This window comes from Kangiella sp. TOML190 (genome assembly GCF_023706045.1).
Classification (GTDB): domain Bacteria; phylum Pseudomonadota; class Gammaproteobacteria; order Enterobacterales; family Kangiellaceae; genus Kangiella.
This window is the reverse complement of sequence record NZ_BQYL01000001.1, coordinates 1,252,568-1,278,959: the sequence shown is the minus strand read 5'-3', so window position 1 is coordinate 1,278,959 and position 26,392 is coordinate 1,252,568. Positions and strand designations below refer to the sequence as shown.

27 protein-coding genes are annotated in these 26,392 nt (G+C 43.1%); 14 read left to right on the top strand and 13 right to left on the bottom strand.

Annotated elements, in window-relative coordinates; genetic code table 11:
* Nucleotides 1-11 precede the first annotated feature (11 nt).
* Both NFS34_RS06260 and NFS34_RS06255 read right to left on the bottom strand, forming a co-directional pair.
* Nucleotides 12-1,859, bottom strand: coding sequence for a bifunctional diguanylate cyclase/phosphodiesterase (locus tag NFS34_RS06260; protein ID WP_251359082.1), 1,848 nt, complete (start codon nt 1,857-1,859; stop codon nt 12-14).
* 121 nt (nt 1,860-1,980) lie between these two features.
* A complete protein-coding gene (locus NFS34_RS06255; RefSeq protein ID WP_251359081.1) occupies nt 1,981-3,477 on the bottom strand; it encodes a CYTH and CHAD domain-containing protein in 1,497 nt (498 codons plus the stop codon).
* 172 nt (nt 3,478-3,649) lie between these two features.
* On the opposite strand from NFS34_RS06255, the gene NFS34_RS06250 reads away from it, so the two are divergent.
* From NFS34_RS06250 to NFS34_RS06210, 9 genes are all read left to right on the top strand, one after another.
* Complete coding sequence (locus NFS34_RS06250) at nt 3,650-4,324, top strand: TIGR00153 family protein (protein ID WP_251359080.1); 675 nt, start codon at nt 3,650-3,652, stop codon at nt 4,322-4,324.
* A 10-nt stretch (nt 4,325-4,334) separates the two neighbouring features.
* Nucleotides 4,335-5,612, top strand: a complete 1,278-nt coding sequence (locus NFS34_RS06245; RefSeq protein ID WP_251359079.1) for an inorganic phosphate transporter — start codon at nt 4,335-4,337, stop codon at nt 5,610-5,612.
* Between the two features lie 235 nt (nt 5,613-5,847).
* Entirely contained in the window at nt 5,848-6,426 is a 579-nt protein-coding gene (locus tag NFS34_RS06240; protein WP_251359078.1) for a TIGR04211 family SH3 domain-containing protein, read from the top strand.
* A 31-nt stretch (nt 6,427-6,457) separates the two neighbouring features.
* Nucleotides 6,458-9,628 (top strand): bifunctional proline dehydrogenase/L-glutamate gamma-semialdehyde dehydrogenase PutA, encoded by a 3,171-nt coding sequence (putA, locus tag NFS34_RS06235; protein ID WP_251359077.1) that lies wholly within the window; start codon nt 6,458-6,460, stop codon nt 9,626-9,628.
* Between the two features lie 94 nt (nt 9,629-9,722).
* Nucleotides 9,723-11,168 carry a 16S rRNA (cytosine(1407)-C(5))-methyltransferase RsmF gene (rsmF, locus tag NFS34_RS06230; protein ID WP_251359076.1) on the top strand — a complete coding sequence of 482 codons (1,446 nt, stop codon included), beginning with the start codon at nt 9,723-9,725 and terminating at the stop codon, nt 11,166-11,168.
* Nucleotides 11,169-11,600: 432 nt separating this feature from the next.
* Nucleotides 11,601-11,939, top strand: a complete 339-nt coding sequence (locus NFS34_RS06225; RefSeq protein WP_251359075.1) for a hypothetical protein — start codon at nt 11,601-11,603, stop codon at nt 11,937-11,939.
* Nucleotides 11,940-11,973: 34 nt separating this feature from the next.
* On the top strand, nt 11,974-12,315 hold the full coding sequence (locus NFS34_RS06220; protein WP_251359074.1) for a hypothetical protein: 342 nt from the start codon (nt 11,974-11,976) through the stop codon (nt 12,313-12,315).
* Nucleotides 12,316-12,396: 81 nt separating this feature from the next.
* The gene (locus NFS34_RS06215) at nt 12,397-12,792 is read left to right on the top strand and encodes a hypothetical protein (protein ID WP_251359073.1); all 396 of its coding nucleotides are present in this window, start codon (nt 12,397-12,399) and stop codon (nt 12,790-12,792) included.
* Between the two features lie 33 nt (nt 12,793-12,825).
* Nucleotides 12,826-14,193 (top strand): hypothetical protein, encoded by a 1,368-nt coding sequence (locus tag NFS34_RS06210; RefSeq protein WP_251359072.1) that lies wholly within the window; start codon nt 12,826-12,828, stop codon nt 14,191-14,193.
* A 22-nt stretch (nt 14,194-14,215) separates the two neighbouring features.
* Here the strand turns inward: NFS34_RS06210 and NFS34_RS06205 are convergent, their stop codons facing one another.
* Nucleotides 14,216-14,941 carry a general secretion pathway protein GspB gene (locus NFS34_RS06205; protein ID WP_251359071.1) on the bottom strand — a complete coding sequence of 242 codons (726 nt, stop codon included), beginning with the start codon at nt 14,939-14,941 and terminating at the stop codon, nt 14,216-14,218.
* Between the two features lie 23 nt (nt 14,942-14,964).
* Entirely contained in the window at nt 14,965-16,635 is a 1,671-nt protein-coding gene (locus NFS34_RS06200; RefSeq protein ID WP_251359070.1) for an ExeA family protein, read from the bottom strand.
* A 105-nt stretch (nt 16,636-16,740) separates the two neighbouring features.
* Here NFS34_RS06200 and NFS34_RS06195 point away from each other — a divergent pair, with 105 nt between their 5' ends.
* Nucleotides 16,741-17,958 carry a multifunctional CCA addition/repair protein gene (locus tag NFS34_RS06195; RefSeq protein WP_251359069.1) on the top strand — a complete coding sequence of 406 codons (1,218 nt, stop codon included), beginning with the start codon at nt 16,741-16,743 and terminating at the stop codon, nt 17,956-17,958.
* Here the strand turns inward: NFS34_RS06195 and NFS34_RS06190 are convergent.
* The 9 genes from NFS34_RS06190 to folB are packed head-to-tail and all read right to left on the bottom strand — an operon-like array spanning nt 17,955 to nt 23,658.
* Nucleotides 17,955-18,881, bottom strand: coding sequence for a hypothetical protein (locus tag NFS34_RS06190; RefSeq protein ID WP_251359068.1), 927 nt, complete (start codon nt 18,879-18,881; stop codon nt 17,955-17,957). The two genes, NFS34_RS06195 and NFS34_RS06190, sit on opposite strands and share 4 nt — an antisense overlap.
* A gap of 1 nt (nt 18,882) precedes the next feature.
* Nucleotides 18,883-19,188: a hypothetical protein gene (locus NFS34_RS06185; RefSeq protein WP_251359067.1), complete on the bottom strand. Its 306-nt coding sequence runs from the start codon at nt 19,186-19,188 to the stop codon at nt 18,883-18,885.
* Entirely contained in the window at nt 19,181-19,642 is a 462-nt protein-coding gene (locus NFS34_RS06180; RefSeq protein WP_251359066.1) for an RNA polymerase sigma factor, read from the bottom strand. Before NFS34_RS06180 ends, NFS34_RS06185 begins: the two co-directional genes overlap by 8 nt.
* Before the next feature lie 57 nt (nt 19,643-19,699).
* Entirely contained in the window at nt 19,700-20,521 is an 822-nt protein-coding gene (locus NFS34_RS06175) for an undecaprenyl-diphosphate phosphatase (RefSeq protein WP_285834451.1), read from the bottom strand.
* Between the two features lie 24 nt (nt 20,522-20,545).
* On the bottom strand, nt 20,546-20,818 hold the full coding sequence (locus NFS34_RS06170) for a hypothetical protein (protein ID WP_251359064.1): 273 nt from the start codon (nt 20,816-20,818) through the stop codon (nt 20,546-20,548).
* Nucleotides 20,815-22,059: a class I SAM-dependent methyltransferase gene (locus tag NFS34_RS06165; RefSeq protein ID WP_251359063.1), complete on the bottom strand. Its 1,245-nt coding sequence runs from the start codon at nt 22,057-22,059 to the stop codon at nt 20,815-20,817. The genes NFS34_RS06170 and NFS34_RS06165 overlap by 4 nt, the downstream gene beginning before the upstream one ends.
* Before the next feature lie 33 nt (nt 22,060-22,092).
* Nucleotides 22,093-22,800, bottom strand: coding sequence for an SDR family oxidoreductase (locus tag NFS34_RS06160; protein ID WP_251359062.1), 708 nt, complete (start codon nt 22,798-22,800; stop codon nt 22,093-22,095).
* 3 nt (nt 22,801-22,803) lie between these two features.
* Nucleotides 22,804-23,301 (bottom strand): 2-amino-4-hydroxy-6-hydroxymethyldihydropteridine diphosphokinase, encoded by a 498-nt coding sequence (gene folK / locus NFS34_RS06155; RefSeq protein ID WP_251359061.1) that lies wholly within the window; start codon nt 23,299-23,301, stop codon nt 22,804-22,806.
* 3 nt (nt 23,302-23,304) lie between these two features.
* A complete protein-coding gene (folB, locus tag NFS34_RS06150; RefSeq protein ID WP_251359060.1) occupies nt 23,305-23,658 on the bottom strand; it encodes a dihydroneopterin aldolase in 354 nt (117 codons plus the stop codon).
* 110 nt (nt 23,659-23,768) lie between these two features.
* On the opposite strand from folB, the gene plsY reads away from it, so the two are divergent.
* From plsY to NFS34_RS06130, 4 genes are read left to right on the top strand one after another with little or no spacing between them, the layout of a single operon-like run.
* Nucleotides 23,769-24,362 (top strand): glycerol-3-phosphate 1-O-acyltransferase PlsY, encoded by a 594-nt coding sequence (plsY, locus tag NFS34_RS06145; RefSeq protein ID WP_251359059.1) that lies wholly within the window; start codon nt 23,769-23,771, stop codon nt 24,360-24,362.
* On the top strand, nt 24,359-24,829 hold the full coding sequence (locus NFS34_RS06140; RefSeq protein ID WP_251359058.1) for a hypothetical protein: 471 nt from the start codon (nt 24,359-24,361) through the stop codon (nt 24,827-24,829). Before plsY ends, NFS34_RS06140 begins: the two co-directional genes overlap by 4 nt.
* A complete protein-coding gene (locus tag NFS34_RS06135; protein WP_251359057.1) occupies nt 24,829-25,194 on the top strand; it encodes a hypothetical protein in 366 nt (121 codons plus the stop codon). The genes NFS34_RS06140 and NFS34_RS06135 overlap by 1 nt, the downstream gene beginning before the upstream one ends.
* Complete coding sequence (locus NFS34_RS06130; protein WP_251359056.1) at nt 25,191-26,390, top strand: multidrug effflux MFS transporter; 1,200 nt, start codon at nt 25,191-25,193, stop codon at nt 26,388-26,390. The genes NFS34_RS06135 and NFS34_RS06130 overlap by 4 nt, the downstream gene beginning before the upstream one ends.
* Nucleotides 26,391-26,392: the final 2 nt, after the last annotated feature.

Sequence of the window (26,392 nt, the reverse complement as noted above, 5' to 3'; positions counted from 1 at the left end):
AGGTCTAATAATTACTTAAGCTGTTGCTTAAAGACTTGTTCGGCGCTAAGCGGCCTTGAAAAATAATAGCCTTGGATTAAATCGCAACCTAGATTTTTCAAAACCTGAAGTTGCTCATCATTTTCTACCCCTTCGGCGATAACTTCCAGCCCTAACTGATGAGCTAATTCTATGGTAGAGCCCACAATGGTTTGATCTTGCTCGCTCAGCAAGATTTCGTCGATAAAAGACTTATCAATTTTTAATGCCGATACCGGAAAACGCTTTAAATAACCCAAAGAAGCATAGCCGGTGCCATAGTCATCAATCACTAAACTGTATCCCAAGTCGCTCAGCTTGTTCAGCTTGCGCAAGGTTTCATGGGATGATTCAATAAAAACGCTTTCGGTTAGCTCTAGCTCAATTAAACTGGCGTCTAACTGAAAATAATTTGTTGCACGAATAATTTCGGTGACAAAATCAGAGCGCAATAGTTGCTTTGCCGAAACGTTGATAGCAATTTTCTTTATGGCCTCGCCTTGGTTTTGCCATTCCTTGATTTGTTTACAGACGGTATTAATCAACCACTCGCCTAATTTATTGACCAAAGAAAACTCTTCAGCAATCGCCACAAAAATGCTTGGCTCCATAACCTCATTTTGTTCATTAGTCCAACGTACTAGAGCTTCGTAGCCAGAGATCTCTTTTGTTTTTAGGTTCACCTTAGGCTGATAGACCAGACTTAATTGCCCTTTATCAATCGCCCGGCGCAAATCAAGCGCCATTTGATTTTTATTATGAATTTCTTTGGCCAAATTATCGCTGTAGACTTGAAATTGCTCCGTGCCGCGCTCTTTAGCTCGATACATGGCAATATCCGAAGCTCTTAATAACTCCATATAGCCATTACCGTGACGTGGATAGAAAGCAATACCCACACTGCAACCAATGTGAATCTTTTGCTCGTTGATATGGAAAGGTTTATTCAAGGCTCTGATCAAATTATTAGCAAAGTTCTCCACCTGCTCTTCCGAATAACTGCTACTAGGCATGACTAAGAACTCATCACCACCATGCCGGCAAATAAGATCATCGCCGTTAAGTTGAGTCTTAAAACGCTTGCCCACTTCCTTTAGCAACTCATCGCCAATGTTATGCCCGAAAGTATCGTTAACCACTTTAAAAGCATCTAAATCCACAAAGAGTAAAGCTTGCCTTTGGTTTGTGTTATCTTCAATTCTTTGCTCAAAGGCTTGTGCGAAATAAGTGCGGTTAAATAACTGGGTTAATTGATCATAATTTGCTAATTGGTACAGCTTTTGTTCTTTTTCATTCAGACCTTGCTCACGCATATTGCGTTCATAACGAAATAAAATGATTAAAAATACGGTAGTGGTCACCGCGCCAATTCGATTGAACAAATTGAGCAAGTCAAGTTTGTCTTGAGAAAGCCTTTTAGGGAATTCCATACCCAAATATTTAAAAACGTAAAAGGCGATACTGACCATTAATACCAAACCTGCATAAACCCAAACGGAACGATGGGTTAATAAGAGTCCGCTAACCATAACAATGACCATAAACCAAGCATCATTGGGGTTGTCAAAGCCTCCTAACTCCAGATTCGCAGCAATAATAATGGAAAAAAACAGCGTTAAGACTATATGCGCTACGGATTCACTTTTTTGATAACGGCGCAATAGCCATAAGCAAAAGATCCCAATCAGGATACTGCTCAGCAGCACCAAGGTAGTGGGATACATCTCTAAGAAAAAATAGATAACCGCGAAACTAGCGGAAAAAAACAAACCACCCAAGATAAATAGAAAAACCACCTGTACCTGCAAGATCCTAGACGCAGGAAATTCATCAGTGCTCATGTTACAACGAGAGACTGTTAAAATTTTATCTAACGCTTTGGTGATTAATGCTTTAATGCTTGCCTCACTTGTTTAATCCTTTAATATTCTCTAATTCCTTTCTATTATCTTATGGCATACTCTAATTCCAATAGGGGTTTTGAGTAAATGCTTCAGTTCTCAACTCTAATAAGGTTTGCAAAATTTCACTTTCCGTTTCTTCTAATCGTGGATCTCGGGTTTCATGCTCCATTAAAACCTTTCGAATGTACTCTAGCTGCTTAAAAAGCTCAATATTCGCCACTAGATCCACCCAGTTCTGACGAAAACTAACCCGTTTTTTGCTGTCAAAAAGGCTACCAAAAAAGAGTCCAATATCGAGCGTTCGATACAGTTTAGGCAGATAACTTAAATAATCTTTCTCCTGCAATTCTTCTTTAATTTTCAAATGACGGGTGACATCGACCATCTGGTGTTGCAACTGTTTAATCGCAAAAGGGAAAATTTCTTTTTGCAATCTTTGTTTCGCGGAGTCCTTTAATTCGATAGTCCACTCTTTAAGATAGAGCCAGCGACTAAAGTGCAATAGTTTTAAGTTGTAATTAGGGCTGCTTAGGTACTGTATGAAATTTTGTCCTTCTAATTCAAACTTACGTCTAAGCTCATTTTCATGCTCAGCCAAAGCATCATAGCCAAAGCCATAAAGCTTGGCATTTTCTAACCAATTCAGCTGTAGTGCGTATTGCTGTACTTTACTAAAGTTTTGCGTGACCTCTATCCAGTCTGCTCGTACTTCCGACAAAGAGTGGCGCGGGATCAAAGGAGCAAAGACTGAGTACAAATGCTGCATGTAAAGTAAAGCTCGGTTGAGCTGCAAAAAATACTCAATTCTAAGCTCACGCTTGATCAGCTTTATGTAATGTTGCCAATGGGCTAAACCGTAATGGGCAATGGTTTCAAAAGAGCCTTCGGCAGGCGACTTAGCGGTAAGTGGCACCACGTCCAACCGGCGCAAATAAACCTGATGCTCAGAACTTAGACGGTAACCACGCTCAGCTTTGCTTTCGGCGGATAACACCAGTGAAAAATTGTCCACCAGCTGTTGTCCCAATGAAAAAATGGCTCCAGCTTCACCAGATTTTAGTTCCAACTCCAGTTCGCATATCGGGCTTTTATGACCTCGATGGGAAATTTCACCCGTATCTAACGCCACCTCGATTTCAGAATCTTGGTATTGAATCATGGCTGCTTGACGCTCAAAGTCGGTACGGAATAGAGCGCGCAAAGCACCGTCTTCTTCCTGCGCCTCTTCAAGCAATATTTGCAGATAAGGATCTTCCACTACTGCCAAGTCGAGGTTAGCGTTAGGGATTTGAGTTTCAGATTCGTTTCTTTGATAAAGGCCGCCGACTACTCGACCTTCGGATTTGACCGATTGAACGTAGTTTTCACCATCACGACGCACCCGCAAGCCAATTTTTAGCTCGCGTAGCTTATGGCTTTCCGTATCATAATAAGTGTTGACGAGCTCGCTTGTTTGCCATTCAATGGTTTGCCCCAACTCCTGGCTAAGCCATTGTTTTATTTGATTAATTTTCTCTGGCTGGGCAGCGAGTTTCATTTCTAATTCGATTGGCATTTTTGATTAATGTCACTCACATCGACCACATCTCTTGGCAGTTTACCTTGCAAATCAAGATGTTACCACTTTAATTATCAGTAGCCTTAAACCTCGACTGCGGCTAAAATAAGTCAGTTTTAAGGCTTGCCTTGCTAAGCCGCTTTTTCAATATGACTAATTTGGGGACACTATGGCTAATTCGATACTCGATATGTTTGCCTCCTCGCCAATCCGACCGATGCAGGATCACATGGCGAAAGCAAACGAGTGCGCATTTCTTTTAAAAGACTTTTTCACCGCACTACTGAAACAAGACTGGCAATCGGCAGAAATTAGCAAGGAAGCAATTCGTAAGCTGGAAAACGAAGCCGACGATTTAAAGCATGAACTCAGAACCCACCTGCCCAAAGGCTTGTTTTTACCAGTAGCCCGTACGGATTTATTGGCGTTATTAAGTAAGCAAGACAAAATTGCTAACATTGCTCGCGACATCGCAGGGCTAGCATTTGCTCGTAAAATGGAATTTCCTACCAATGTACATCAACCGCTAATGGAGCTGGTTAATCGCTGTCTGGACGCTTCTAAACAAGCATTCAAAGCCATTAGCGAGCTGGATGAGCTGCTAGCAACGGGCTTTAGAGGACGAGAAGCAAGCTTAGTTTCGGACATGATTGATAAACTCGATGAAATCGAAAACGATACTGATGATTTGCAAAGAAAAGTTCTAAACCTAATTTTCGAGCAAGAAGATGATTTACCGCCGGTAAAAGTTATCTTTATGTATCAAGTAGTTAAACAAGTTGGCGATCTAGCAGACTGCGCACAGCAAGTCGGCTCTCGTCTTGAAATGACGATAGCGCGCTAAGGGGGCCAGTATGGAATTTTTAATTCAAAACGCTGATACCATTATCTGGATCGCGGTTGCATTCGGTTTTTTAATGGCGTTTGGTATTGGTGCGAATGACGTAGCCAATGCGATGGGCACCTCGGTTGGTGCTAAGGCGCTAACCTTAAAGCAAGCGATTATCGTGGCTGCCATTTTCGAGTTTGCTGGCGCCTACCTAGCCGGTGGCGAAGTCACCAAAACGGTACGCAAAGGCATTATCGATCCGGACTTTTTCGCAGGAACTCCTGAGCTGATGGTTTATGGCATGATGGCAGCGCTGTTGGCCGCTGGTATCTGGCTATTAATTGCTTCGCGGATGGGCTGGCCAGTATCGACCACCCACTCTATCGTTGGCGCCATCGTCGGTTTCGCCGCCGTAGGGGTTAGTTACGAAGCGGTTAGTTGGGGCAAAGTTGGCTCGATTGTCGGTAGCTGGGTAGTGACTCCTATGCTTGCAGGTGTGATCTCCTTTATTTTGGTCATGAGCGTACAAAAGCTGATCCTCAACACGTCCGAACCTTTTAAAAATGCCAAGCGTTATGTGCCCTTTTATATGTTCCTAGCCGGCTTTGTAATTTCGCTGGTTACCATCATGAAAGGTCTTAAGCATTTGTTTAAAGACGAAGGGATTACCTTATCCATGCTGGAAACCTACGGCTACGCAGCTTTAGTCGGGATTATTATTGCCGTTATTGGCGCCGCGGTGATCAGCCGTATTAAAGTCGATAAGAAGGAAGACAAGGATTATCACTTTGCTTCGGTGGAAAAGGTTTTTGCCGTCTTGATGATCGTTACCGCTTGTGGCATGGCCTTTGCCCACGGCTCGAATGACGTAGCCAACGCTATTGGTCCCTTGGCGGCAGTGGTGAGCATTATCCAAAACGAAGGCGAAATCATGAGCAAGTCTGGGGTTCCAAACTATGTTCTATTGATTGGTGCGATTGGTATTGTGATCGGCCTGATTGTTTTAGGCAGTCGCGTAATGAAAACCATTGGCACTAAAATCACTCACCTAACGCCAAGTCGTGGCTTTGCCGCCGAGCTTGCTGCCGCTTCGACCGTGATCATCGCATCCGGAGCTGGCCTGCCGATTTCCACCACTCAGACCCTAGTTGGTGCGGTCTTAGGGGTTGGTATGGCACGCGGTATCGCCGCGCTTAACTTGGGCGTGGTTAGAAACATTTTCGTCTCTTGGGTGGTCACGCTACCAGCCGGTGCCTTCTTGTCGATAGTATTCTTCTACATTTTCAAAGCACTTTTTAGCTAGTGCTTTGTTAAGATTTCCGCAAGAGAATTAGTCTCTTGTGGAAAATGACGAGTATTGAATCGTCAACTGGTTCAAAAAGGTGGTCAGTCAAGCTTGACCACCTCTTCCACACACCAGTCCCCTGCTCTATAATCGAGCCTTTATTTTCATTAGCAGCGCCAGCACACCTGATTAGCTCTAAAAGGACGATAGCAAGGCTAACGTACCCTAAAGCTGGCCAAGCCAAGGAATTTTTATGTCAAGATTGATATCCATGATCTGTCTAGCGATAGGTCTTAACTTCGGTTTTACTCCGGCAGTTGGAGCTGCAGAATCGTACGTTTCCGATGAAATCGGCGTTACCTTACGCAGCGGCCCGACCAATCGTTATCGAGTGATTGGTAGTTTACGCGCCGGCACCTCCATTACCGTATTACAAAACGACGCAACCAATAAATCCAGTCAAGTCCGAACCAAAGACGGCAAAACTACAGGCTGGATCAAAAGCGAATACGTCAGTAGTAAAGAAACGGTGCTTTCCCAATATCAAGGGTTGCAAAACGAAACCAATCAACTCAAACAACAGCTACAAAACTTTGAGCAACAACTCAGCGATAAAAAGACTATCGTCGAGCAAAACGAAGAACTACAATTGAAAGTTTCGGAGCTGGAAAATCAAGTGGATCAACTAAGCCAACAAGCTGATCTCCAAAAATCTCGCTTCCGAAAAGATGTCTTTTATGCCGGCGCGCTAACCGTTTTAGTCAGCATGTTTATTGCCTGGCTTATTACGCGCACCGCCTATGGCCGCCGTCAGCGCTCTGGCTGGCGTTAATTTTTTACTTTTTTGTTAAGAGTCCCGAACAATGTTTAAAGCTAGTCAAATTCTTGCTCAAGCTCCGCTAGATCTTGAGCAGTGGCAACAGGTCATCACTAACAACTACCAAGTGGATGAGTCGGCTTATCTTGAAGAGCTACTTGAACTTGCCACCCCCGATCAAGGCACCATCAATACCATTACCAAACAGGCATCGCAACTGGTGGAAGAAATTCGTGGCAGTGGCAAATCCAAAGAAGGGGTTGAAGCCTTTTTACAACAATACAGCTTGAGCACCAAAGAAGGTGTGATCTTAATGTGTTTGGCCGAGGCCTTACTACGGATCCCGGACTCGAAAGTAGCTAACTCCTTGATCCGCGACAAACTCAGCGAAGCCGACTGGAAAAAACACGCCGGCGAGAGCGAGTCGATGTTGGTAAACGCTTCGACTTGGGGCTTGATGTTAACCGGTAAAATCGTTGATGTGGATCAAGATGGCGATGGTAAGCCCGATACCATGCTGGGTGGATTGGTTTCAAAATTTGGCGAGCCGGTGATTCGTAACGCCATGAACCAAGCAATGAAAATCATGGGGCGACAATTCGTGTTAGGTCGTAACATCGAAGAAGCCATGCAACGCGGCCAAAAAAGCGTTGAAAAAGGTTATACCCATTCCTTCGATATGTTGGGTGAAGCGGCTTTTACGGCCGATGATGCACGTAAATATTTTGAAGCCTACTCCAAAGCCATTAACGAAATTGGCTCAGCTAAAACCCAAGATGGTCAGTTAGCGCCAAGCATTTCGATCAAGTTGTCGGCCTTGCACCCGCGCTACGAAGTGGCACAAAAAGATCGCGTATTGACGGAAATGGTGAGCGTGGTCAAAACCTTAGCAAAACAAGCCCGCGAACTAGACGTCGCCATTACAATCGATGCTGAAGAAGCGGATCGTTTGGAACTATCTTTAGACATTTTCGAAGCGGTCTTCGATTCGGATATTTGCCGTGGTTGGGATGGCTTTGGCATGGTAGTTCAGGCCTACTCTAAACGCGCCTTGCCGGTATTAGGCTGGCTTGATGCGCTTTCGAAAAAGCATCAGCGCCGGATTCCGTTGCGTCTGGTTAAAGGCGCCTACTGGGATTCTGAAATCAAATGGTCACAACAAGCTGGCCTTGCAAGCTATCCAGTTTTTACTCGCAAAGCCGCCACCGACGTTTCTTATTTAGCCTGCGCTAAATTTATCTTAAATACCGAATCAAGTTTTTATCCGCAATTTGCCACTCATAATGCGCAAACGGTTTTTAGCATTATGCAAATGGCGGGTGAGCGCCGCGACTTTGAATTCCAACGTTTACACGGCATGGGCGAAGTCCTCTACGATCTAATTTTAAAGCAATATCCAGGCTTACGCTGCCGTATTTATGCTCCCGTGGGTAACCATAAAGACTTATTACCTTACCTCGTTCGACGCCTACTGGAAAATGGCGCCAACACTTCGTTCGTTCACCAGCTGGTGGATAAAAACACGCCTGTGATTGATTTAGTCGAGCATCCTTCAATTGTGCTTAAAGCCTATCCAACGTTGCATAATAATCGCATTCCTCTGCCGCCAGAAATTTACGCTCAGGAAGGTGTTCGTCCCCGCCTAAATTCGGCTGGAACCAACTTGCATATCAATAGCGAAATTGAACCTTTTATGCAAAAAGTAGCGAGCCATTTGAATGAACAATGGCATGCCAAGCCGATTATCAATGGCAAAGAACTTAGCAGCACACAAGAAAATATTTACTGTCCTTATGATCAGAGCCATCAAATTGGCACTAAGCATAAAGCCGATGAAAAACAAGCGCTTGAGGCACTAGCCGTCGCACAGAAAAGCTTTATCGCTTGGGACATGACACCGGCGGAAAAACGGGCCGAAGTTCTTGATACCATTGCCGATTTATTCGAGCAGCATAAACATGAGTTGATTGCCTTATGTAGCCGCGATGGTGGAAAAACCATGCAAGATAGCATCGATGAAGTTCGTGAAGCGGTAGATTTTTGTCGCTATTATGCTAATCGTGCGCGGCAAGATTTCGCGCAAGAAACTTCACTGCCAGGCCCTACGGGTGAATCCAACGATTTGTATTTACAAGGCCGTGGCGTTTTCGCCTGTATCAGCCCTTGGAATTTCCCGCTAGCGATTTTCACCGGCCAAGTGGTAGCAGCGCTGGTGGCGGGCAACACAGTATTAGCAAAACCTGCCGATCAAACCACGCTAGTGGCTTATCGGGCGATTCAACTGATGCATCAAGCAGGAATTCCTAAAGGGGTATTACAATTTGTGCCTTGTCGCGGCTCGACTTTTGGTAAAACCGTATTATCCGATCCTCGTATTGCTGGAGTTGCCTTTACCGGTTCCACCGATACTGCTCATACCATCAATCGCACCCTAGCGGCGCGTGATAGCGTGATAGCGCCGTTAATCGCCGAAACCGGTGGTCAAAACGCCATGATCGTGGATAGTTCGGCACTGCCTGAGCAGGTGATCGAAGATGTGATTCATTCAGCCTTTACCAGCGCCGGTCAACGCTGTTCAGCTTTGCGCCTGCTATATGTGCAAGAAGATATTGCACCCCGCATTATCGAGGTGCTATCAGGCGCTATGCAGGAACTCAAAATTGGCGACCCCACCAAGCTAAAAACCGATCTGGGGCCAGTTATTGACCAAGCAGCTAAGGAAGAGTTACTGTCTCATGTACAGGAACTTAAAGCCGCGGGCAAATTGATTGCCGAAACGCCAATGCCTAGCGACCTAGCGGATGGACACTTTATTGCGCCGACGGCCTTTAAAATCGGCTCCATTAATGATCTAACGCAAGAATGGTTTGGGCCAGTTTTGCACCTAGTCACATACAAAGCCAAAGAATTGGATAAGGTTATTGCGCAGATCAATAACTATGGCTACGGCCTGACTCTGGGCATTCATTCGCGCAATGAGAAAACCGCAACTTACATTGATAAGCGCGTTCGAGTCGGCAACGTTTATATCAACCGTAACATGATTGGAGCTACTGTTGGAGTGCAACCCTTTGGTGGTCAAGGGCTTTCCGGCACAGGGCCAAAAGCTGGTGGTCCACACTATTTGCACCGCTTCGCGACCGAACATACTCGCACCAATAACACCGCGGCTATTGGTGGTAACGCCACCTTGCTATCCTTAGGTGATGACCAATAGGCTTAAGCTAAACTAAAACAAGGCGTTAGTGGTTTCACTAGCGCCTTGTTTATAGAATAGCTTTTCTTACGCGGCGTTTTACCTTAAAAAAACTATGGCCACTATTTCTGAACATTTTATTCAGCACATCTCTGAGCAAGGTTTAGCTACTGATGAGCTAGCAGCCTTTATTGATTATTGCCAACAACCTTTACGCCGCAGTATTCGCTTAAACAGCCTGATTTCTAATGACCAAACAACATTAGAGCCTTGGCTAGAAGCTGGCTTTCAATTCGAGCCGATCCCGTGGGCAGCCAATGCTTATTGGTTTGACCAAACAGTAAAATCGTTACCTGCTGGACTTGGCAATTACATAGCTCACCAACAAGGTCAGTTTTATATTCAAGAAGCCAGTTCGATGCTGCCCGTTAGCGCTTTATTTGCCGCCTGCCCTAATCCTAAAATAGTTTTGGACATGGCCGCCGCACCCGGTTCAAAAACCACCCAACTGGCGGCAATGATGAATAATCAAGGTCTAATTGTTGCTAACGAATTATCATCCTCGCGACTAAAAGGTTTGTTTTCGAATATACAGCGCTGTGGTGTTAGTAACGTTTGTTTGACCCATGCCGATGGACAAGTGTTTGGCAACAAGACTCCCGAAACCTTTGATGCTATTTTGCTGGACGCGCCCTGTGGTGGCGAAGGCACTGTCCGAAAAGATCCCGAGGCTTTAAAAGATTGGGATCTCAACTCCGTTATTGCCATGTCACAATTACAAAAAGCACTGATTAGCTCAGCTTTTATGGCGCTAAAACCTGGCGGCACTTTAGTTTATTCCACCTGCACCTTATCCAAAGAGGAAAACCAACAGGTGTGCCAACACTTACTGGATAGCTATCCTGAGCAAGTCAGCGTATTTTCGCTAGCTAGCTTGTTTGATGGCGCCCACAAAGCGCTCACGGAAGAAGGTTATCTGCATATATTTCCACAAATATTTGATAGCGAAGGTTTTTTTGTCGCTTGCTTTAAAAAATCCGGTACAACCAACTCTGATCCTGAGACGCAATTACCAACTCAAGCACAGTTGCGTTTCCCGTTTAGCAAGATTGATAACCAAAATCTGCAGAATTTTACGGCTTATGCCGAACACTTTGCTTGGGATATTTCTCAACTGGCTGATAATTTATGGCAACGAAAAAATGAAATCTGGTACTTCCCCAATGGTATTGACAATCTAATTGGCAAGATCAAAATGGATCGGATGGGGGTTAAGCTGGCTGAAGCTCATAAAAAAGGCTTTCAGTTAGAACACCAAGCAGCTATAGCATTTGGCCAAGATTTTCGTGCCAACCGACTTGGACTAACCGCATCAGAAACCCGCTCTTTTTACCAAGGGAGGGATATTTTTCCCGAAACTGCTACTGATAACTTATCTTCAGAAATCTTGCTAACTTACCAAAGTGCACCAATTGGGCTCGGTAAAAAGGTCAATAATCGAATAAAAAATAAATTACCACGCGATTTAGTACGAGATGCCAGCTTTGCTCGCCTAGACTGACTGTAAAATAGTGTAAAATTATCTGTCAGAATGACAGAATTTGTCAATTCCAACAGTAATTTCAATAAGTTAGCGCACTTTCACTATTTAACTTCACAACCATATTGTTAATTAAGTCACATTCCATATAGGGAAAGCATAAATAACCCATTGTTTTTATTGGCATTATCCCTTGCCAAGCTCTTATGTAAGTTTTCCTGACTGTTTGATTTTTGTATTTTTTTTGCTAATTTTAATGCCGTAGCTTCAATCTTAAATGGAATAAAAAAGTTTGAGCTGCACCTGGTGGTGAAAAAGGACGCTTATCTCTAAAACCCTTTGTTATTTAGATTTAGGCTTTTCTAGATGAAACGTCTGGCTTAGTCAGAATTCTTTATTGAATCCTACTAGTCGGGCATAAATGGAAATTGATCATCCCGTTAGGAGGATACTATGAAAATTTTAACTGGTCTAACTGCCGTCGCAGTTCTAGCGACAGCATCTTTCGCAGCTGATGCAGGTTACCGTAGTAGTGGCAAATTAATCGTTGATAACGATTCAAGAAATGCTACTGCTGTTGGTGGCGAATTAGTCGCAGAAAGTGCCTACGACAACGTATTCGGCTCTGGTGGTTCTTACCTGTATATGGCTGGCTATAGAGCAAATGCCGGTTCTGTTGTGGTAAATGGCTGTCCATGCCGTAAAAAAACCATCTTAAAAAATAAAAGCCGCAACGCTATGGCACTTGGTGCAGCTAACGCGGGTTCTATTGTTTTAAACACTGGTTATTAATAAACGGATTTGTTAGGTAAACAAGGAGAAAATTATGAAGTTAATTACAAGTTTAGCAGTTATCTCAACGTTAGCAGTTGCTAGCTTTGCAGCCGATGCAGGTCATCGCGGTGGCGGTAAGCTAATCGTACACAACGATTCAAAGGATGCTACTGCTGTTGGTGGTGAATTAGTCGCTGCCGAAGGTTCTTACGACTGGTTTGGAGGTAGCATGTCTTACCTACAAATGGCTGGTTATAGAGCTAATGCCGGTTCTGTTGTGGTAAATGGTTGCCCATGCCGCAAGAAAACCATTTTGAAAAACAAAAGCCGTAACGCTTTAGCCATCGGAGCAGCTAACGCTGGTTCTATTGTGCTAAACGCGCACAGCTACTAGGAAATAGTATCAGCTACCGATTCCCGGTAGCTGATATTCACTGGTCACTACCAGAGCATGAAAACAGACAGGAGGTTTAACATGGCTAATCAAAATCACTTTCCTCTTTATGGACGAAGAACTGTTAAGACGACTTTGAGGTCGTTAGGTCTGCTGGCTGCTTTTCATGCATTTTTATTTATTGCACCTGCAGCACAAGCGGGTCCAGAAAGATACAAACCTAAAAGTTACAACCAACCATCGGTAAAATTTTACGGACGCTATGGTGCGGATCTGGTCAACTGGAAGTACATTCGAGCTGACATTATCGGCCAAGTTAAAAAGGCCATGCGTGAAGGGCGCGATGTGTTAGGTGAACTCGACGATTATATAGTTACCAACGCCAGCGGCAGTGTATTTGTTTTGCCTGGTGTTGATGCTGACGAATTAACGATTATTAATGATGCCTCAGGCAACCCAATAGCAATCAGACGATAAGTTATTGGTAAATCTGGATATAGTGAAAATATTATGGAATCAATTGTAAAAAAAGGACTTTTGTGTGTTGCCACTGCGGCGCTCATTAACGGTTGTTCTTATCAAAAAAGCTCTAGCCGGTTTTCCGAAAAACTCGAATTTCCCAAAGCCACTAAAACGGCTCTGACCGATCATATTGGTTGCTTTGGTGATATGCTTAGCGAATACCGCTTTGCTTCTGGTAACGGAAAAATTGACCCCTTACGCATTGCTGTTGTTTCGGTACGCGATAAAACGGCTATCTCTACGGTGCAATACCCTAACAGTGAAATCCCTAACGACTTCACTGAAATGGCTCTAAGTGTCGCAGCGAAAATAGGCGGTCCAGTGCGCTTAGTCCATATCCCAAAAGAAGAAGAAGTGGTTATTTCTTACCAATATGGCGCAACTCCAGGCAAGAAGACCCCATTTTTTAACAATTATGCAGCGAGCCACTATCGCGCCGACACCATTCAAATTTATGGTGCCTTAACCGAGTACGATCGTTTCATCAAAAATAAAAGACGCACCCGCGACGCTTCCTTTGAAGTGGGCGGCGGCTCTGGTGAAACCGAGCTTGAGTATAATAATTCCAGTGATAAAAATACCGCGCGTATGACCATGGATTTTTATACGGCGCATGGTTTTGTCGGCGATATTGTTAACCATAGTAGCGCCACCAATACCATTGATCTGTACCAACAAGGTTATGATCAAAGCTTTGGTATTAGCGTTGATGGTAATTCTCTAGGCTATGCTATCTCGCACTCTATCGTTGATGCACGTCATAAGGCACTAAGACTATTAGTCGAGTGGGGACTCATTGAAACTCTAGGCAAGTATGAATATGTGCCTTACTGGAAGTGCCTACCTAGCTCTAATAACCAACAATTTACTAAGTTTAAAGACTTTGTTGGTGGCGGTGATGTGATTAATTTTACCGACTTACAATTTCAAGAAGATCCAACTGAAGCTCCAGTGGTTCGCAACGATAAAACCCTTTATGACAAAAGGGATCGCGATCTAATGATGGCGGTTAAAGCTAATTTCGAATATGCGGAATATGTCGAAGATAAGACACGACAACATGTTAGAAGACCGATCGATAACAACCCTGTGACGCTCACTAACCAGCAAACTGGCAAGCAGTTCCAAGTGCAATTCCCAAGCAAAAGACAATTGGTGGAAGGGCTTGGCAAATTATTCCAAAAGAACGTCGCTTACTATCACAATATGAATGATCGAGCGGTTCTAGATGATTTATACGGAAAATTTGTACAAAACGGAGTGCTAGATTCTAGCGATGACATCTACGGTTCGAACATGTATTTAGCTCTGTGGCTGCATGCTCCGGTGCGAAAAAATGCGCGCTGGGCTTATTAACCTAATCTATTAGCTAGCAAAATTAGCGGTTAATATCAGTTAACGAGGGGAGCTTATAAAGCTCCCCTTTATATTTCACCAATAGCTCATTTTCAAGAATATCTTCCACCCTAATGCCATTAGGTAAAGCGTCTCCAATGCTCAAACCTTTACCATTTAACATCACAAAACGATCCTTAGCCTTATCCGCATAAACGTGCGCGCTGTATTTAATTGAAGGCAATTGGCTAAAGTCATGCTGTAACTCGGACTCAGCTACAGGTTTGCTAACACCCGCTGTTGAAGCCGCAGGGGCTTTATCTTCACTTTCTGATATTACCGTTTTAGCGCTGGTCTTGAGCGGTGTCTGTGATTGCACTTCCACTTTTTTAAGAATCGTTTTTTGTAACACCAATGGCTCTTCTTTAATGGCAATCTCAGCAGTCGGCTCCAGCGGACTAGCAAGATCTTTGGTTTTCTTTTGGCTGCCAGAATCCGCGCTTAATTCTGCTACTGGTTTAGTAGCTACGTCTTGGGGTTCATCCGATACTTTTTGAGAAATCTCACGCTTAAGATCCGATTTTATAAGCAGAAAGTAACTGAGCAGAGCAACCGCCACTAGCAAAAAACAGATAAGCAGTATCAGCAACCGTTTATTGAAGGCCGGCTCCTCATCCAACTCCGCAGCATAATGTTGACTGGCGAGGTCGGGCACCGGCTTGTCGCTATCGGTATCTTTCTTTTTGAGTGCATCTAAAATATAAGACATAACTAATTGCTGCCCAATACCATTTAACCACCAACCTTTAATTTTGGTATTTCCGGCGAGACTTGGTTATTCAGTAAAATCACCGTATGTTTTCCAACGACACCGTCCGCGACTAACCCGGCGGTCTTTTGAAAACCTTCTACCCAGCTTTTAACCTCTTGGTTATAACGACTTGCTGCTATCGCATTGCCATCGACCTGCCGTATTGAATCGAGCAACCAGCTAATATGAGGGCCTCTTTCACCAAGCTTGATTGCTTCTCTCATGCCTAGGGGCTTTTTCCAGAACAACCGATACTCTCCAGTCCAAATGGGATTAAGCTTACTTTTGTTAGTTTCCACTTTATTATTACCAAATTGTAAGCTCACCTTATCTCCGTCAAGACTTACCAATAAGCCCCAGTAGAAACCATCCGTAGCCGATTGAAATTTAAGGTTTACTGGACGATTCAGCTGCTCAACGAAGGCCCAATCTGCTACTCCGTTGTCACACTCCAAACTGTACTGCCTAGCAAATTCGCACGCTTGCGCAGATTGAAAGGGCAAATACTCCAGCCCCCATAGCGCAAAAAGGTTTTGAGCCGCTAAATCACCCTGCCTATCCCAACTTTGTTTGCCCCAAAACTGCTCAGCTAGGGGTTGCGAATCCTTTTCCAAGGAAGCTTTGGCTAAAGCCTGCTGGGTCGAAACCAATTGCTGCTCTAGCTTTAGTCGTTGGCGCTCTTGTTCCATGACAAACTTATCACGTTCATCGGCTTGAGTTTGTTGGTAATCTTGAAAAAGATACCAACCTAAAGTGATTAACAATGCCAAAGCGACGGCTGAAGCAAGCAGCTTCCAATAACCAACAGAGGAGGAAGTTTCTTTTTCCAATTGCGGTTTGTTATTTTTGCCCAATACCTCATTAACTGCTTTGTTAACTATCTTATCCTTGACTCGATGTTGATGCTCTGCAAAAGCTCCGAGCATGGCTCTATCACTAATCACATTAATCAGTCGCGGCACTCCTTGGCTCGACTTATGGATTTGACCAATGGCCTTCTTAGTAAAGATAGGTCTTGTCACACCAGCAATTTTCAAGCGGTGCTCGATATAAGCTTTAGTTTCGGCCAACGACAAAGGGCGTAGATGATAACGAGCGGTGATCCTTTGTGCGAGTTGACGCAGCTCCTTTTTGGCCAGCAACTCTTGTAATTCCGGCTGACCAATTAAAATAATCTGCAGCAGTTTCTTTTTATTAGTTTCTAGGTTAGTTAATAAACGGATTTGCTCTAAAACATCGACGCTTAAATTTTGCGCCTCATCAATCATCAAAACCGTATTAAGTCCCTTCTCTTCAGACTGCAAAAGATAATTGCTTAACAAATCCGTAAAAGCCTTTAAACTTTTCTCACCTTTATCATAGCTAATGCCAAGCTCATCGCACATGGTCGCCATCAGCTCAACCGAGTTTAGCTTAGGGTTGAGAATATAGGCTAAACGAACATTGTCAGGAAGCTGCTCAAGCAAACAACGACAAACAGTAGTTTTTCCAGTGCCTACCTCTCCTGTCAATAAAACGAAACCACCGCCCTCGCCTATTCCATACAGCAGGTGCGCCAAGGCATCCCGATGACGTTCGCTCATAAATAGATAGCGTGGATCGGGTGAAATGGTAAATGGCGTTTCTTTTAGACCAAAAAAATCGTTGTACATTAGGCTTAAATTCTGTTTTTCTATGCCTATTATGGTTTATCTTATTCACAAGTGCAAAAGCCATAATAGAGTAAGCATAAGTTTGTCATTTAATTTAACCAAAGTATGAAAATATATTTAGTTGGCGGCGCGGTTCGAGACGCTTTATTAGGCCTTGAAGTTAAAGATAGAGATTTTCTGGTAGTTGGCGCAACGCCAAAAGCCATGCTTGACGCTGGCTTTAAAGAAGTGGGGCAAGACTTTCCGGTATTTTTACATCCGAACACTTTCGAAGAATATGCCTTGGCTCGAACTGAGCGTAAATCCGGCAAAGGCTACAAAGGGTTTAGTGTGGACTTCTCCTCTGATATTAGCATCGAGCAAGATCTGATCCGCCGAGATTTAACCATCAACGCAATAGCACAAGCCGATGATGGCAGTCTTATCGATCCCTATGGCGGGCAAAATGATCTCGATAACAAACTGCTCCGCCATATATCGCCAGCCTTTGCCGAAGACCCTTTACGAGTCTTGCGCGTGGCGCGCTTTGCTGCCCGTTTTCATCATCTAGGTTTTACCATTGCCGACGAAACTTTAGCGTTAATGACACAACTGTCAAAAACCGAAGTCTCGGAGCTTACTGCCGAGCGGGCATGGCAAGAAACGTACAGAGCACTCTTAACTGATTCGCCGTGGATCTATTTTGAAGTATTGCGCCAATGCGGTGCTTTAAAGCTATTAATTCCTGAACTAGACAAGCTTTGGGGCATCCCCAACCCCGAAAAGTGGCACCCTGAAATTGATACCGGTGTGCATACCATGATGGTGCTCGAACAAGCCGCTAAAAAAACTCAAGACCCAGTGGTGCGATTTGCGGCCTTGTTTCATGACCTAGGTAAAGGTGAAACACCTGTCGAACAATGGCCACACCATAAAGGCCATGAAGGCGCTGGCGTAGCCGTCATTAACAATGCCTGTCGCCGCCTCAAAACGCCAAAAGAATACCAAGAATTAGCAGTCCAAGTTTCCCGTTATCATTTGCACTGCCATAAGATGTTTGAACTTCGACCTAATACTATTTTAAAAGTGTTAAAAGGCCTTAAAGCCTATCGTAACCCTGACTTTCTTAAACAATTTATTACCGCCTGCGAAGCGGATTTCAATGGACGCTTACACAACGAAGACAAGCCTTATCCGCAAGGTGAATATTTATGGCAATGTTATGGAATATCTAAAGACGTGGATACGCAGGCTTTAATTGAAGAAGGCTATGAAGGCAAAAAGCTTGGCGAAGCGATTGATCGCCAACGATTACTGGCGATCAAGCAATTGATTAAAAACTAACTTCCGCAACTATGCCCTTCAAAAATGCCACCCACTTGCTTGATTAGGTGTTGCGAAACTTCATTATCATTACCAATAGTTCCCCGACTCAATGATACATAAGGGTTGTTCTTTTTAGCAATCAATAATCTTTTTAGCTTTTCCCCTCTATAGGACTGTTTTAATATTTTTTCTTGAAAAGTTAAGGTGTCCTTTTTACTGTCAGTTGAACCTTCAATTTTGCCATAAACAATAAAAGGGCTAGGGCTAATAAATCCGGAAGGTCCAACCCCTACATTCAACAATTCAATATTCTCGCCAGTTTCCAGTTCAATATTAATAATCCCATCTTCTAAAACACCAATAGGCTCCCAGTCACGAAGAGGTTTTAATGATAAGTCAATGTTATAAAACTCTGGAATACCAAAGTATAGTCGCTCTCCAAAACCACTAAAGCGTCCCAAGTAGAAACTATCGTCGATAATCACCGCTGTGTTGTTAAAGCATAAATCTCGCAGACCAAAACTTGTAGAAGCCATTTCTATTGGCTCAAGTGTTTTTTCGGCTTTAGGAAAAACATCTAAGCGCAATTCTTCGGACTTTGAAGCAAAGATAATCTTAGAAGATGGCCTGCGACGAACAATATTGATATCATGACGTACTAACTGGGCATTATTCTTATGTACAAAATCCACAGTTATTTTTTCTGAACTAGGCATTCTAATTTCTAAGTCCCACTCTCCGCCAGGTAATAAGCGATACTCTTTATTAGAGTGTACTTCACTCATAACCCCTTGCTGCATCTTAAACTTTGCTAATTCCTTAACGCTATTACTTTTTAGATTGACGTGGCTCAATACCGCCTCTATATAAATAACTTCACTTTCATTAGCATTTGCTTTGACAAAAAAAACTATAAAAAGAATCAAAAAAAGCAGTCTCATTTCATCTCTCCATTACTACAGTTAAATTATATTTTTTATCACTACGAACTATTGCACCCTGCTCTATAGAGTATTTAACGGCATATTTTTGTGCATGATTTAACTCTGGCTTTGGGTAAGATCGCCACAAAAAAATATTCCCCATCAGTGACAAGGTAAGAAAGCTAGCTAAGGCCCAGTTCCAACGAATCACCTTATCTCGCTTTTGTTTTTTATGAATAATTTCATAAGCTTTAGTTGTATATTCACTCGAAGCTTGTTTGATTTGATAGCTATTAAGCAAATCTTCAACATTTTTTCTAGTCATTAATTTTTTCCTGTATACGCTCAATACCTCGGCGGTAACTTGAAGACACTGTATTAATCGATTTATCCAGGCAATCTGCAATTTCTTGAAATGTCATATCGCCCAAAGTTTTCATGATAATCACTTGCTGCTGAGTCCCGTCTAATTCATCCAGCAGCTTAAACACGCTTTTCATCACAACAGTTTCTTCTGACAACTCTTCAAAAGGTTCAATAAAGTCAGATAAAGCCATGTGTTTATTTCGATAAATCAATAACTTTACTGCTTTGTTTCTCACCGCAGTGAATACACAAGCTTTTAAGTTTTTAGGTTCGGTTGAAGACTCCGAAACCGCTATCAAAGCCTCATGAACAGCATCTTCTGCCAGTTCGCGACTCTTGGTGATGGCCATGGCTGTTAAATACAGCTGATGATGATAGGATTCGAAAAGCTCTCCTAAGCGCTTAAATCTCATAAATTTTTATTGTCGTTTTAATTATAAGAGTCAGCTAAGAGCTATTTTTGTGCATGATCAAAGAAAAAATAAAACAAACAGCCCAATACCCAAAACCAACCGATACCAAACAAAAGGCATAAAACCGATTTTTTCGAGCCATTTTAGAAATAAATGGATACAGGCAAAAGCGCTGATGGCGGAGACCATAACGCCTAGAATTAGGAAGCTCCAATCAAAGTGCGCGCCTTCGTTAACTAATTGATAACCTTTTAAGCCGCCAGGCAATAGGATTGCCGGAATGGAAAGTAAGAAAGAATAGCGAGCGGCAGCGGTTCGAGTAAAGCCTAGTAGCGCAGCGGCAGTCATAGTAACACCCGATCTTGAGGTACCAGGAATTAAGGCCAAAGCTTGCGCGCCACCAATCATGGCCACATCTTTCCATGATAATTGGTATTCGTCTTTGAATTTTTTTGCATCCGCATTTTTATATTTCTTTTCAGCAACTGCTAATAAAAGTCCAAAAACGATGGTGGTAGTGGCGATCACGGGGATGGCTCGCAAATAGTTATCGACAATATCAAAAGCTTCTAAGAAAAGTCCGAATAAGCCTACCGGAATAGTGCCAAGAATTACCGCCCACGCTAATCGAGCATTAGGACTATGGTTTCCTTTAAAAGTTGAGGCAAACCAAGCGGTAATCATATCCGCTACTTCCTTCCTGAAATAGATCAGAACTGCAGTTAAAGTTCCCACATGAACCGCCACATCAAAAGCCAAGCCTTGATCCTGCCAACCCAAAATTTTTGAAGTTAAAATCAAGTGTGCCGAACTTGAAACTGGTAGAAACTCAGTTAAGCCTTGAACTAATGCCAAAAATATTGCTTGAAGCCAATCCATTTTGTTTTTTATTAAACCTCTTTACTAGGTTAAGTACTTTTCGATGCCGATATAGAAACCATAAACCATGACCTGCAAGAAAATAATAAACCAAAACCAAGCACCAAAACCCATGGCTTTCTCGGTAAAGGTTTCGAGTTTTTTATTTCGCCAAACCAAAGTAGCTGAAATGATGGTTGAAATCGAACTAACTAACAATAAAGTTCCCCACCACGGCAGTGTCTCTTGCGCAGCCCAAGCGGTACTTGGCATCCAAAAAACCATAAAAACAATCGCTAAAACAATGATTTTATTCATAATTTATAGAGTTGATTATCCAAAGAAAAGCCACTCAGGACTCCTTGAAATTGTTGACCAATCGCTAAAACCTTACAACTTTCACCCATCTCATTGGGCATCAAAAGTTGCCGTAATTGTTGGCCTATTTTGTTGGTGAGCATTGTATCAGAAGCGTCAGTAGTCGCCATCTTTTGTTGAGCTAATTCGTTTTTTGCTAACGCCTCAATTCCCGCACCCATTAAAAACATCGACTGAGAAATATAACCTAACAATTGCGCTTGCTCCAGATCAGCGGCTAAGGCTAATTGAGTGAAATTTACTGAGCTGGTGATGTCCTGTAGCCCAACTAGAGATAAGGGGTTGGTAGTTTTATGGTGGCGGTAATATTGCTGCAAACCACCTTGAGCTCTTGTTGCTGAGTAAAGCTCTGCCTGCGAAAAACCGTAATCCACAATAAAAGCCACCCCCTGCTGTAAGCTTTCTAGCATCGCACCTAGCCAAGCGGACCCTTGGCGTCGAACTTCGAATTGATAATCGTTTGGCCATGAGTGAATCAAGTCGATATCAAGCCCTAAGCTTTGCGAAGCTAAATCCTGCGGTTGCCATTGCCACTGAAAACCCTGATCGCTAACCTTAACGGTAGCTCGTTCAATGCTGGCTCTATTTTTTCGGAACAATTGGCAAGGAATCGCATCCACAACCTCATTAGCAAAGATTACCCCGCTGAAATTTTTAGGTAAGCTTGTTAACCACTGCACTTTATCTAATAAATGCGGCGCTAGTTTTTTCAAGGTAGCTTCTTGCCTTGCCTGCAGCTCAGCAGAAACTTCAAGAATTGAATAGGAATTTATTGTTTCACCCAAGCGTTCAAGCTCTAATAAGCAGTCTGCTGCGAATATCCCTGAGCCTGCACCAAACTCTAAGAGATTAGCGTCCGTTTGCTTAAATACTTGGGCAAACTGATGGGCAAACGTTTGCGCGAATAAAGGAGAAATTTCTGGCGCAGTGACGAAATCTCCAGCGGCACCAAATTTTTGCTGACCCGCCGCGTAATAACCTAAAGCAGGCTCATACAAAGCCATTTGCATAAAGGTCTCAAAATCCATCGCGCCTTGCTCAAGTATTTTTTGGGCGATTTTTTGCGTCAGCTCAAAACTAAGCGTTATGGCTTTAGAGTCAGGAAAAGGCAAGCTTTGTAGCGATAACTCTTGTTTGATATAGGCTTGGTAAGTCGCCTCGGAAGCACAAAACTTAGGCATTAACATTCAAATTTTAACACTCTATTGAAGGCATCAAAGAAATTCACCACCGTCGATCGGTAAAACCGCGCCAGTAATAAAGTTTTGTGACACTAGAAAAGAAACGGCTTCGGCTACCGCTTCAGGTGAGCCAGTGCGCTGCAACGGGATCTGGTTCGCCATACGCTTAAAGTGATCTTCTGAAGCACCTGGCGGAGCCATAATCGCGCCCAGAGCAAGACCATTAACTTGAACCTTTGGTGCCAACTCTTTGGCAAGGCTTTCGGTCAAGTGCCATAAGGCCGATTTAGTCAAACGATAAACTAAATGATCACCCGCAGGAGCTTTGATTCTGGCATCTAAAATATTGATTATATGAGCGTTATTATGCTGCAATTGGGCGAATGCTTGCGATAACATCAGCGGAGCTTTGAGGTTTACATTGAGTACTCTGTCCCAGTGCTCATGGCTATTTTCAAGGGTGTCATCGCTAGGGAAAATAGCCGCACTATTAACCAAAACCTTCAGTTCACCAAAGGATTGGGCTTGCGGTATAAGGCTGCTAAGGTTTTCTGCTTGTGCCAGATTGGATTGTATCAATAGCGCTTTAACTCCTAGCTGCTGTATTTCGCTAGCGGTTTCTTTCGCTGCTTGCTCAGAGCCATGATAATGCAAAGCAATATCAAAGCCATCTTGAGCCAACTGCAAAGCAATAGCTCTACCCACACGAATAGCTGCCCCAGTAACTAATGCTAGCGCCATAACCTAGCCCTGCCCCCAATCAAAATCGACTAACCATAATTTTTGCTGCTCTTTTTTATCAAATTGTTGCCACAAGCTATGATAGCTTCGTTTTTCGATAGGGTGTAGCTTGGTCGGCTCCATTTCTGCCAATGGCAATAACACAAAAGCATGCTGAGTAATTTCTGTACGCGGTAGTAACACCGGTTTATCACAGACTAAATCGTTATACAGCAACAAATCGATATCCAAGGTTCTATCGCTAAATTTAGGTACGTTACGGCGACGCCCAGCAGCGGCTTCGATACGCTTGAAAGCTTGGTCCGCCTGAGAAATGGTTAGCTGCGTTTGGGCTTTCGCGACTAGATTTAAGAAGTTATCACCGCTAAAGCCCACCGCTTCCGACTCGTAAACGCTGGAAAGCTCTAGCTTAGAGAACATTTCCTGCAAACGCTTCACGCCATACCTTATTTGCGCCTCGGCATTTTGATTCGAGCCGATACTGATATAGACCGTCGCCATGGACTATTTCGAGCCCCGTTCAATCAAAACGCCGACGTTTTTCGAGCCACGCACCGCGCCAGGTTTACTCAATCTGAGCCGTAACCAAGGTACATTAAATTCCTCGCGCACAATGGCGGCTATTTTTTCAGCCAAAGTTTCTACCGTTTGGTATTCAGCCGCCTCGACAAAGCCGATAATGCGCTTGGCGACTGACTTATAATCCAAACAATGATCGATGGTATCTTCGCTGGCCGCTTGACTAATATCGCACCCCATTTCTAGATCGATACTGATAGTTTGCCGAATTTGCCGCTCCCAATCATAAATCCCAATGACCGTATCGACTTTTAAATCTTCTATAAAAGTTATATCCACCTTTTTCTCACACGTTTTTTGAATAGTTATTGCTAATTTCTTGAGCCATAGGATAGCAAATCTGGCTAGATTTGTTATAAAGGAGTCTAAATAATCCTAAAAATAATGCCGTGACAATCGAAACCATCGCCTTGCTGATATTAGCCTATCTGACTGGCTCTATTTCCAGTGCAGTGATTGTCTGCCGTATCATGAATTTACCCGATCCGCGGGATTTTGGTTCGCACAACCCCGGTGCAACCAACGTTTTACGCCTTGGCGGCAAAAAAGCGGCGATTTTTACCCTAATAGGTGACATTCTCAAGGCGGTTATTCCTATTTTGATTGGCTACGCCTTAGCGTTGCATAACCGTAACCTTGGTTGGGTGGGTTTTATGGCATTCATCGGACATCTATATCCGCTTTACTTTAATTTTAAAGGCGGTAAAGGGATGGCCACCTACTTCGGTGTGCTAGTAGCTCTATCTCCAGCTTTATTATTCTACGGATTAGCCACTTGGCTACTCACCGCGTTTTTTACCCGCTACTCATCGCTTGCTTCGATTATGACCAGTGTTGCAGTTTCCGCTTTTGGTTTTTATATCGACAAAAAATACTTTTTCCCGCTATTCGCCATGTCGCTAATTCTGATATGGCGGCATCGACAAAATATCAAGAATTTATGGCGTGGAACAGAACGAAAAATAACGGATAAAAATAAATGAACATTACCGTAGGCTTCACATTAGGTACAATACATGTCTTATTGTACCTAGCATTCACAATTATATTTAAAATTCAAAATAGAGGGTTTTATTTTCATTTAACGCTTATTTTATTTTTATCTCACGGACTCTCTAGATTCTATTTTTTCCCGCTACTTGAACATCCTTTCGCTCAATATCATTGGTATCCTTTTTGGATAGGCTATAACTTACCTTTTCTATTTTTTATCAGTTTTAGCATATACAAATATAACCGTATAAGCTTATCAGTTGTTTTTTTAAGTATGCTTATCTTTTCAAACAGTCTTTTTTATGGCTTGCGCTTTTTTGAGCGTCATTATACCGATAGTACTGTTGTCAAATCTATTTTTCCTTATTGGGATGTGACTACTGTTATTTTGATCGCGGCTATTTTGACCAGCGAAGCCTTTAGCGGTTCTTTGAACAACTCGCGGGATATTTACTGATGAGTTTACTTACTTTCTATACTGTTATAGTGCTTTTTGGTTTACTCTTATCAGTTATAACCTTCAGCTTTATTTTATATAAATACTACCAACTCAATGTTGTATCTAATAAACACAACAACACTCTGCACCTAAGTGATAAGATCCCTAAGTATCTATATAAAGAGCTAGCAACAGACTATAAAGATATTCAAACCATAAAATACAAAAACGGAAAAGAATACACGAGACAAATGCAACGCTGGCAGTTAAAGGCTAGCAACATCAGCAAAAAGTATAATGTAGATATGGTCCAGCTAATAACAGATAGCTTTGAGTATGCTAAGACTGAACACTATAAGCAAGATAGAGTGCTCAAGTCATGACAAGATCCAAAACTGATTTTCGCAAGCATCCATTGCGACTATTACCGTTGCTGGCTTCGATGGTAGCTATTACGCCACTGGCAATCGATATGTATTTGCCGGCTATGCCAGTTATCGCCAAAGACTTACAAACCACCAATAGCGCCATTCAGGTCTCTTTGAGCCTTTATTTGGCGGGTTATGCGTTAGGGATGCTTATTTTTGGCCCTTTAGCTGATCGGCTTGGCCGGCGCAAGGTTTCCATTACGGGCCTTATTGGTTTTATCATCTGCTCTGTGTTACTCGCCTTCACCGAACAAGCTGACGTTTTTCTTGGTTTACGCTTTACCCAAGCGGTTCTAGGCAGCGGCGCTACCGTGGTGGTAGCAGGAATTATTCGAGATCTGTATGGCGAACATACCTCTAAAGGCTTGTCTTACGTCAGCATGATTATGATGGTGGCGCCACTGATCGCCCCAGCAATTGGTAGTCTAATTTTAGAGATTTCCAGATGGCAAACCATTTTCCTCACTCTAGCTGCCTATGCTTTATTAATTTTAATTTTAGTCAGCTGGAAGCTGCCCAGTTGTATGCCGGAAAAAAGCGATCGCAATTGGTTTGGCGAGTTTTTTGCCAATTACAAACTCGTGTTTAGCGATCTTCGCTCTGTGATGAACATTGTTAGCTCTATGTTAGGTTCCTTCGCCTTTTTTTGCTACATAACTGCTATCGCCTTTGTCTATATCGAGTTCTTTAAAGTCAGCGAAAGTCATTTTAGTATTTTATTCGGCATCAACGTTTTGGCTTTACTACTGGCCAATATCATCAATAGCCGCTTTGTGGTCAGACTCGGTTCGCAAACCATGCTCACTATTGGCTTAGTGCTTGGCGTGGTTAGCGCTGGTCTTTTTGTACTTATCAGCAAACTCGATTTAACGCTATATTATACCGTCGCAGTGCTATTCCCGATTATCGCGGGGCTATCTTTAGTTACGGTTAACTCAGACAGCCAAATACTCACCCAATTCCCACAACAAACAGGAACCGCTACCGCAGTAATAGGCACGCTTCGCTTCGGAAGCGGCGCTTTTGCAGGCGTCATCCTCAGCGCACTTAGCGATGGCACTCCTTTTAACTTAGCCATTCTAATGTTTGCATCGCTACTCGGAGTCTTGATAGCGCAACTTCTTAAGCCAAAAGCGGTTAGAGCGACATAGCC

What these genes read in the sequence shown, in the direction of transcription:
- NFS34_RS06260 (WP_251359082.1), bottom strand. Translation starts at nt 1,859, where the DNA reads ATGAGCACTGATGAATTTCCTGCGTCTAGGATCTTGCAGGTACAGGTG.
- NFS34_RS06255 (WP_251359081.1), bottom strand. Translation starts at nt 3,477, where the DNA reads ATGCCAATCGAATTAGAAATGAAACTCGCTGCCCAGCCAGAGAAAATT.
- NFS34_RS06250 (WP_251359080.1), top strand. Translation starts at nt 3,650, where the DNA reads ATGGCTAATTCGATACTCGATATGTTTGCCTCCTCGCCAATCCGACCG.
- NFS34_RS06245 (WP_251359079.1), top strand. Translation starts at nt 4,335, where the DNA reads ATGGAATTTTTAATTCAAAACGCTGATACCATTATCTGGATCGCGGTT.
- NFS34_RS06240 (WP_251359078.1), top strand. Translation starts at nt 5,848, where the DNA reads ATGTCAAGATTGATATCCATGATCTGTCTAGCGATAGGTCTTAACTTC.
- putA (WP_251359077.1), top strand. Translation starts at nt 6,458, where the DNA reads ATGTTTAAAGCTAGTCAAATTCTTGCTCAAGCTCCGCTAGATCTTGAG.
- rsmF (WP_251359076.1), top strand. Translation starts at nt 9,723, where the DNA reads ATGGCCACTATTTCTGAACATTTTATTCAGCACATCTCTGAGCAAGGT.
- NFS34_RS06225 (WP_251359075.1), top strand. Translation starts at nt 11,601, where the DNA reads ATGAAAATTTTAACTGGTCTAACTGCCGTCGCAGTTCTAGCGACAGCA.
- NFS34_RS06220 (WP_251359074.1), top strand. Translation starts at nt 11,974, where the DNA reads ATGAAGTTAATTACAAGTTTAGCAGTTATCTCAACGTTAGCAGTTGCT.
- NFS34_RS06215 (WP_251359073.1), top strand. Translation starts at nt 12,397, where the DNA reads ATGGCTAATCAAAATCACTTTCCTCTTTATGGACGAAGAACTGTTAAG.
- NFS34_RS06210 (WP_251359072.1), top strand. Translation starts at nt 12,826, where the DNA reads ATGGAATCAATTGTAAAAAAAGGACTTTTGTGTGTTGCCACTGCGGCG.
- NFS34_RS06205 (WP_251359071.1), bottom strand. Translation starts at nt 14,941, where the DNA reads ATGTCTTATATTTTAGATGCACTCAAAAAGAAAGATACCGATAGCGAC.
- NFS34_RS06200 (WP_251359070.1), bottom strand. Translation starts at nt 16,635, where the DNA reads ATGTACAACGATTTTTTTGGTCTAAAAGAAACGCCATTTACCATTTCA.
- NFS34_RS06195 (WP_251359069.1), top strand. Translation starts at nt 16,741, where the DNA reads ATGAAAATATATTTAGTTGGCGGCGCGGTTCGAGACGCTTTATTAGGC.
- NFS34_RS06190 (WP_251359068.1), bottom strand. Translation starts at nt 18,881, where the DNA reads ATGAGACTGCTTTTTTTGATTCTTTTTATAGTTTTTTTTGTCAAAGCA.
- NFS34_RS06185 (WP_251359067.1), bottom strand. Translation starts at nt 19,188, where the DNA reads ATGACTAGAAAAAATGTTGAAGATTTGCTTAATAGCTATCAAATCAAA.
- NFS34_RS06180 (WP_251359066.1), bottom strand. Translation starts at nt 19,642, where the DNA reads ATGAGATTTAAGCGCTTAGGAGAGCTTTTCGAATCCTATCATCATCAG.
- NFS34_RS06175 (WP_285834451.1), bottom strand. Translation starts at nt 20,521, where the DNA reads ATGGATTGGCTTCAAGCAATATTTTTGGCATTAGTTCAAGGCTTAACT.
- NFS34_RS06170 (WP_251359064.1), bottom strand. Translation starts at nt 20,818, where the DNA reads ATGAATAAAATCATTGTTTTAGCGATTGTTTTTATGGTTTTTTGGATG.
- NFS34_RS06165 (WP_251359063.1), bottom strand. Translation starts at nt 22,059, where the DNA reads ATGCCTAAGTTTTGTGCTTCCGAGGCGACTTACCAAGCCTATATCAAA.
- NFS34_RS06160 (WP_251359062.1), bottom strand. Translation starts at nt 22,800, where the DNA reads ATGGCGCTAGCATTAGTTACTGGGGCAGCTATTCGTGTGGGTAGAGCT.
- folK (WP_251359061.1), bottom strand. Translation starts at nt 23,301, where the DNA reads ATGGCGACGGTCTATATCAGTATCGGCTCGAATCAAAATGCCGAGGCG.
- NFS34_RS06140 (WP_251359058.1), top strand. Translation starts at nt 24,359, where the DNA reads ATGAACATTACCGTAGGCTTCACATTAGGTACAATACATGTCTTATTG.
- NFS34_RS06135 (WP_251359057.1), top strand. Translation starts at nt 24,829, where the DNA reads ATGAGTTTACTTACTTTCTATACTGTTATAGTGCTTTTTGGTTTACTC.
- NFS34_RS06130 (WP_251359056.1), top strand. Translation starts at nt 25,191, where the DNA reads ATGACAAGATCCAAAACTGATTTTCGCAAGCATCCATTGCGACTATTA.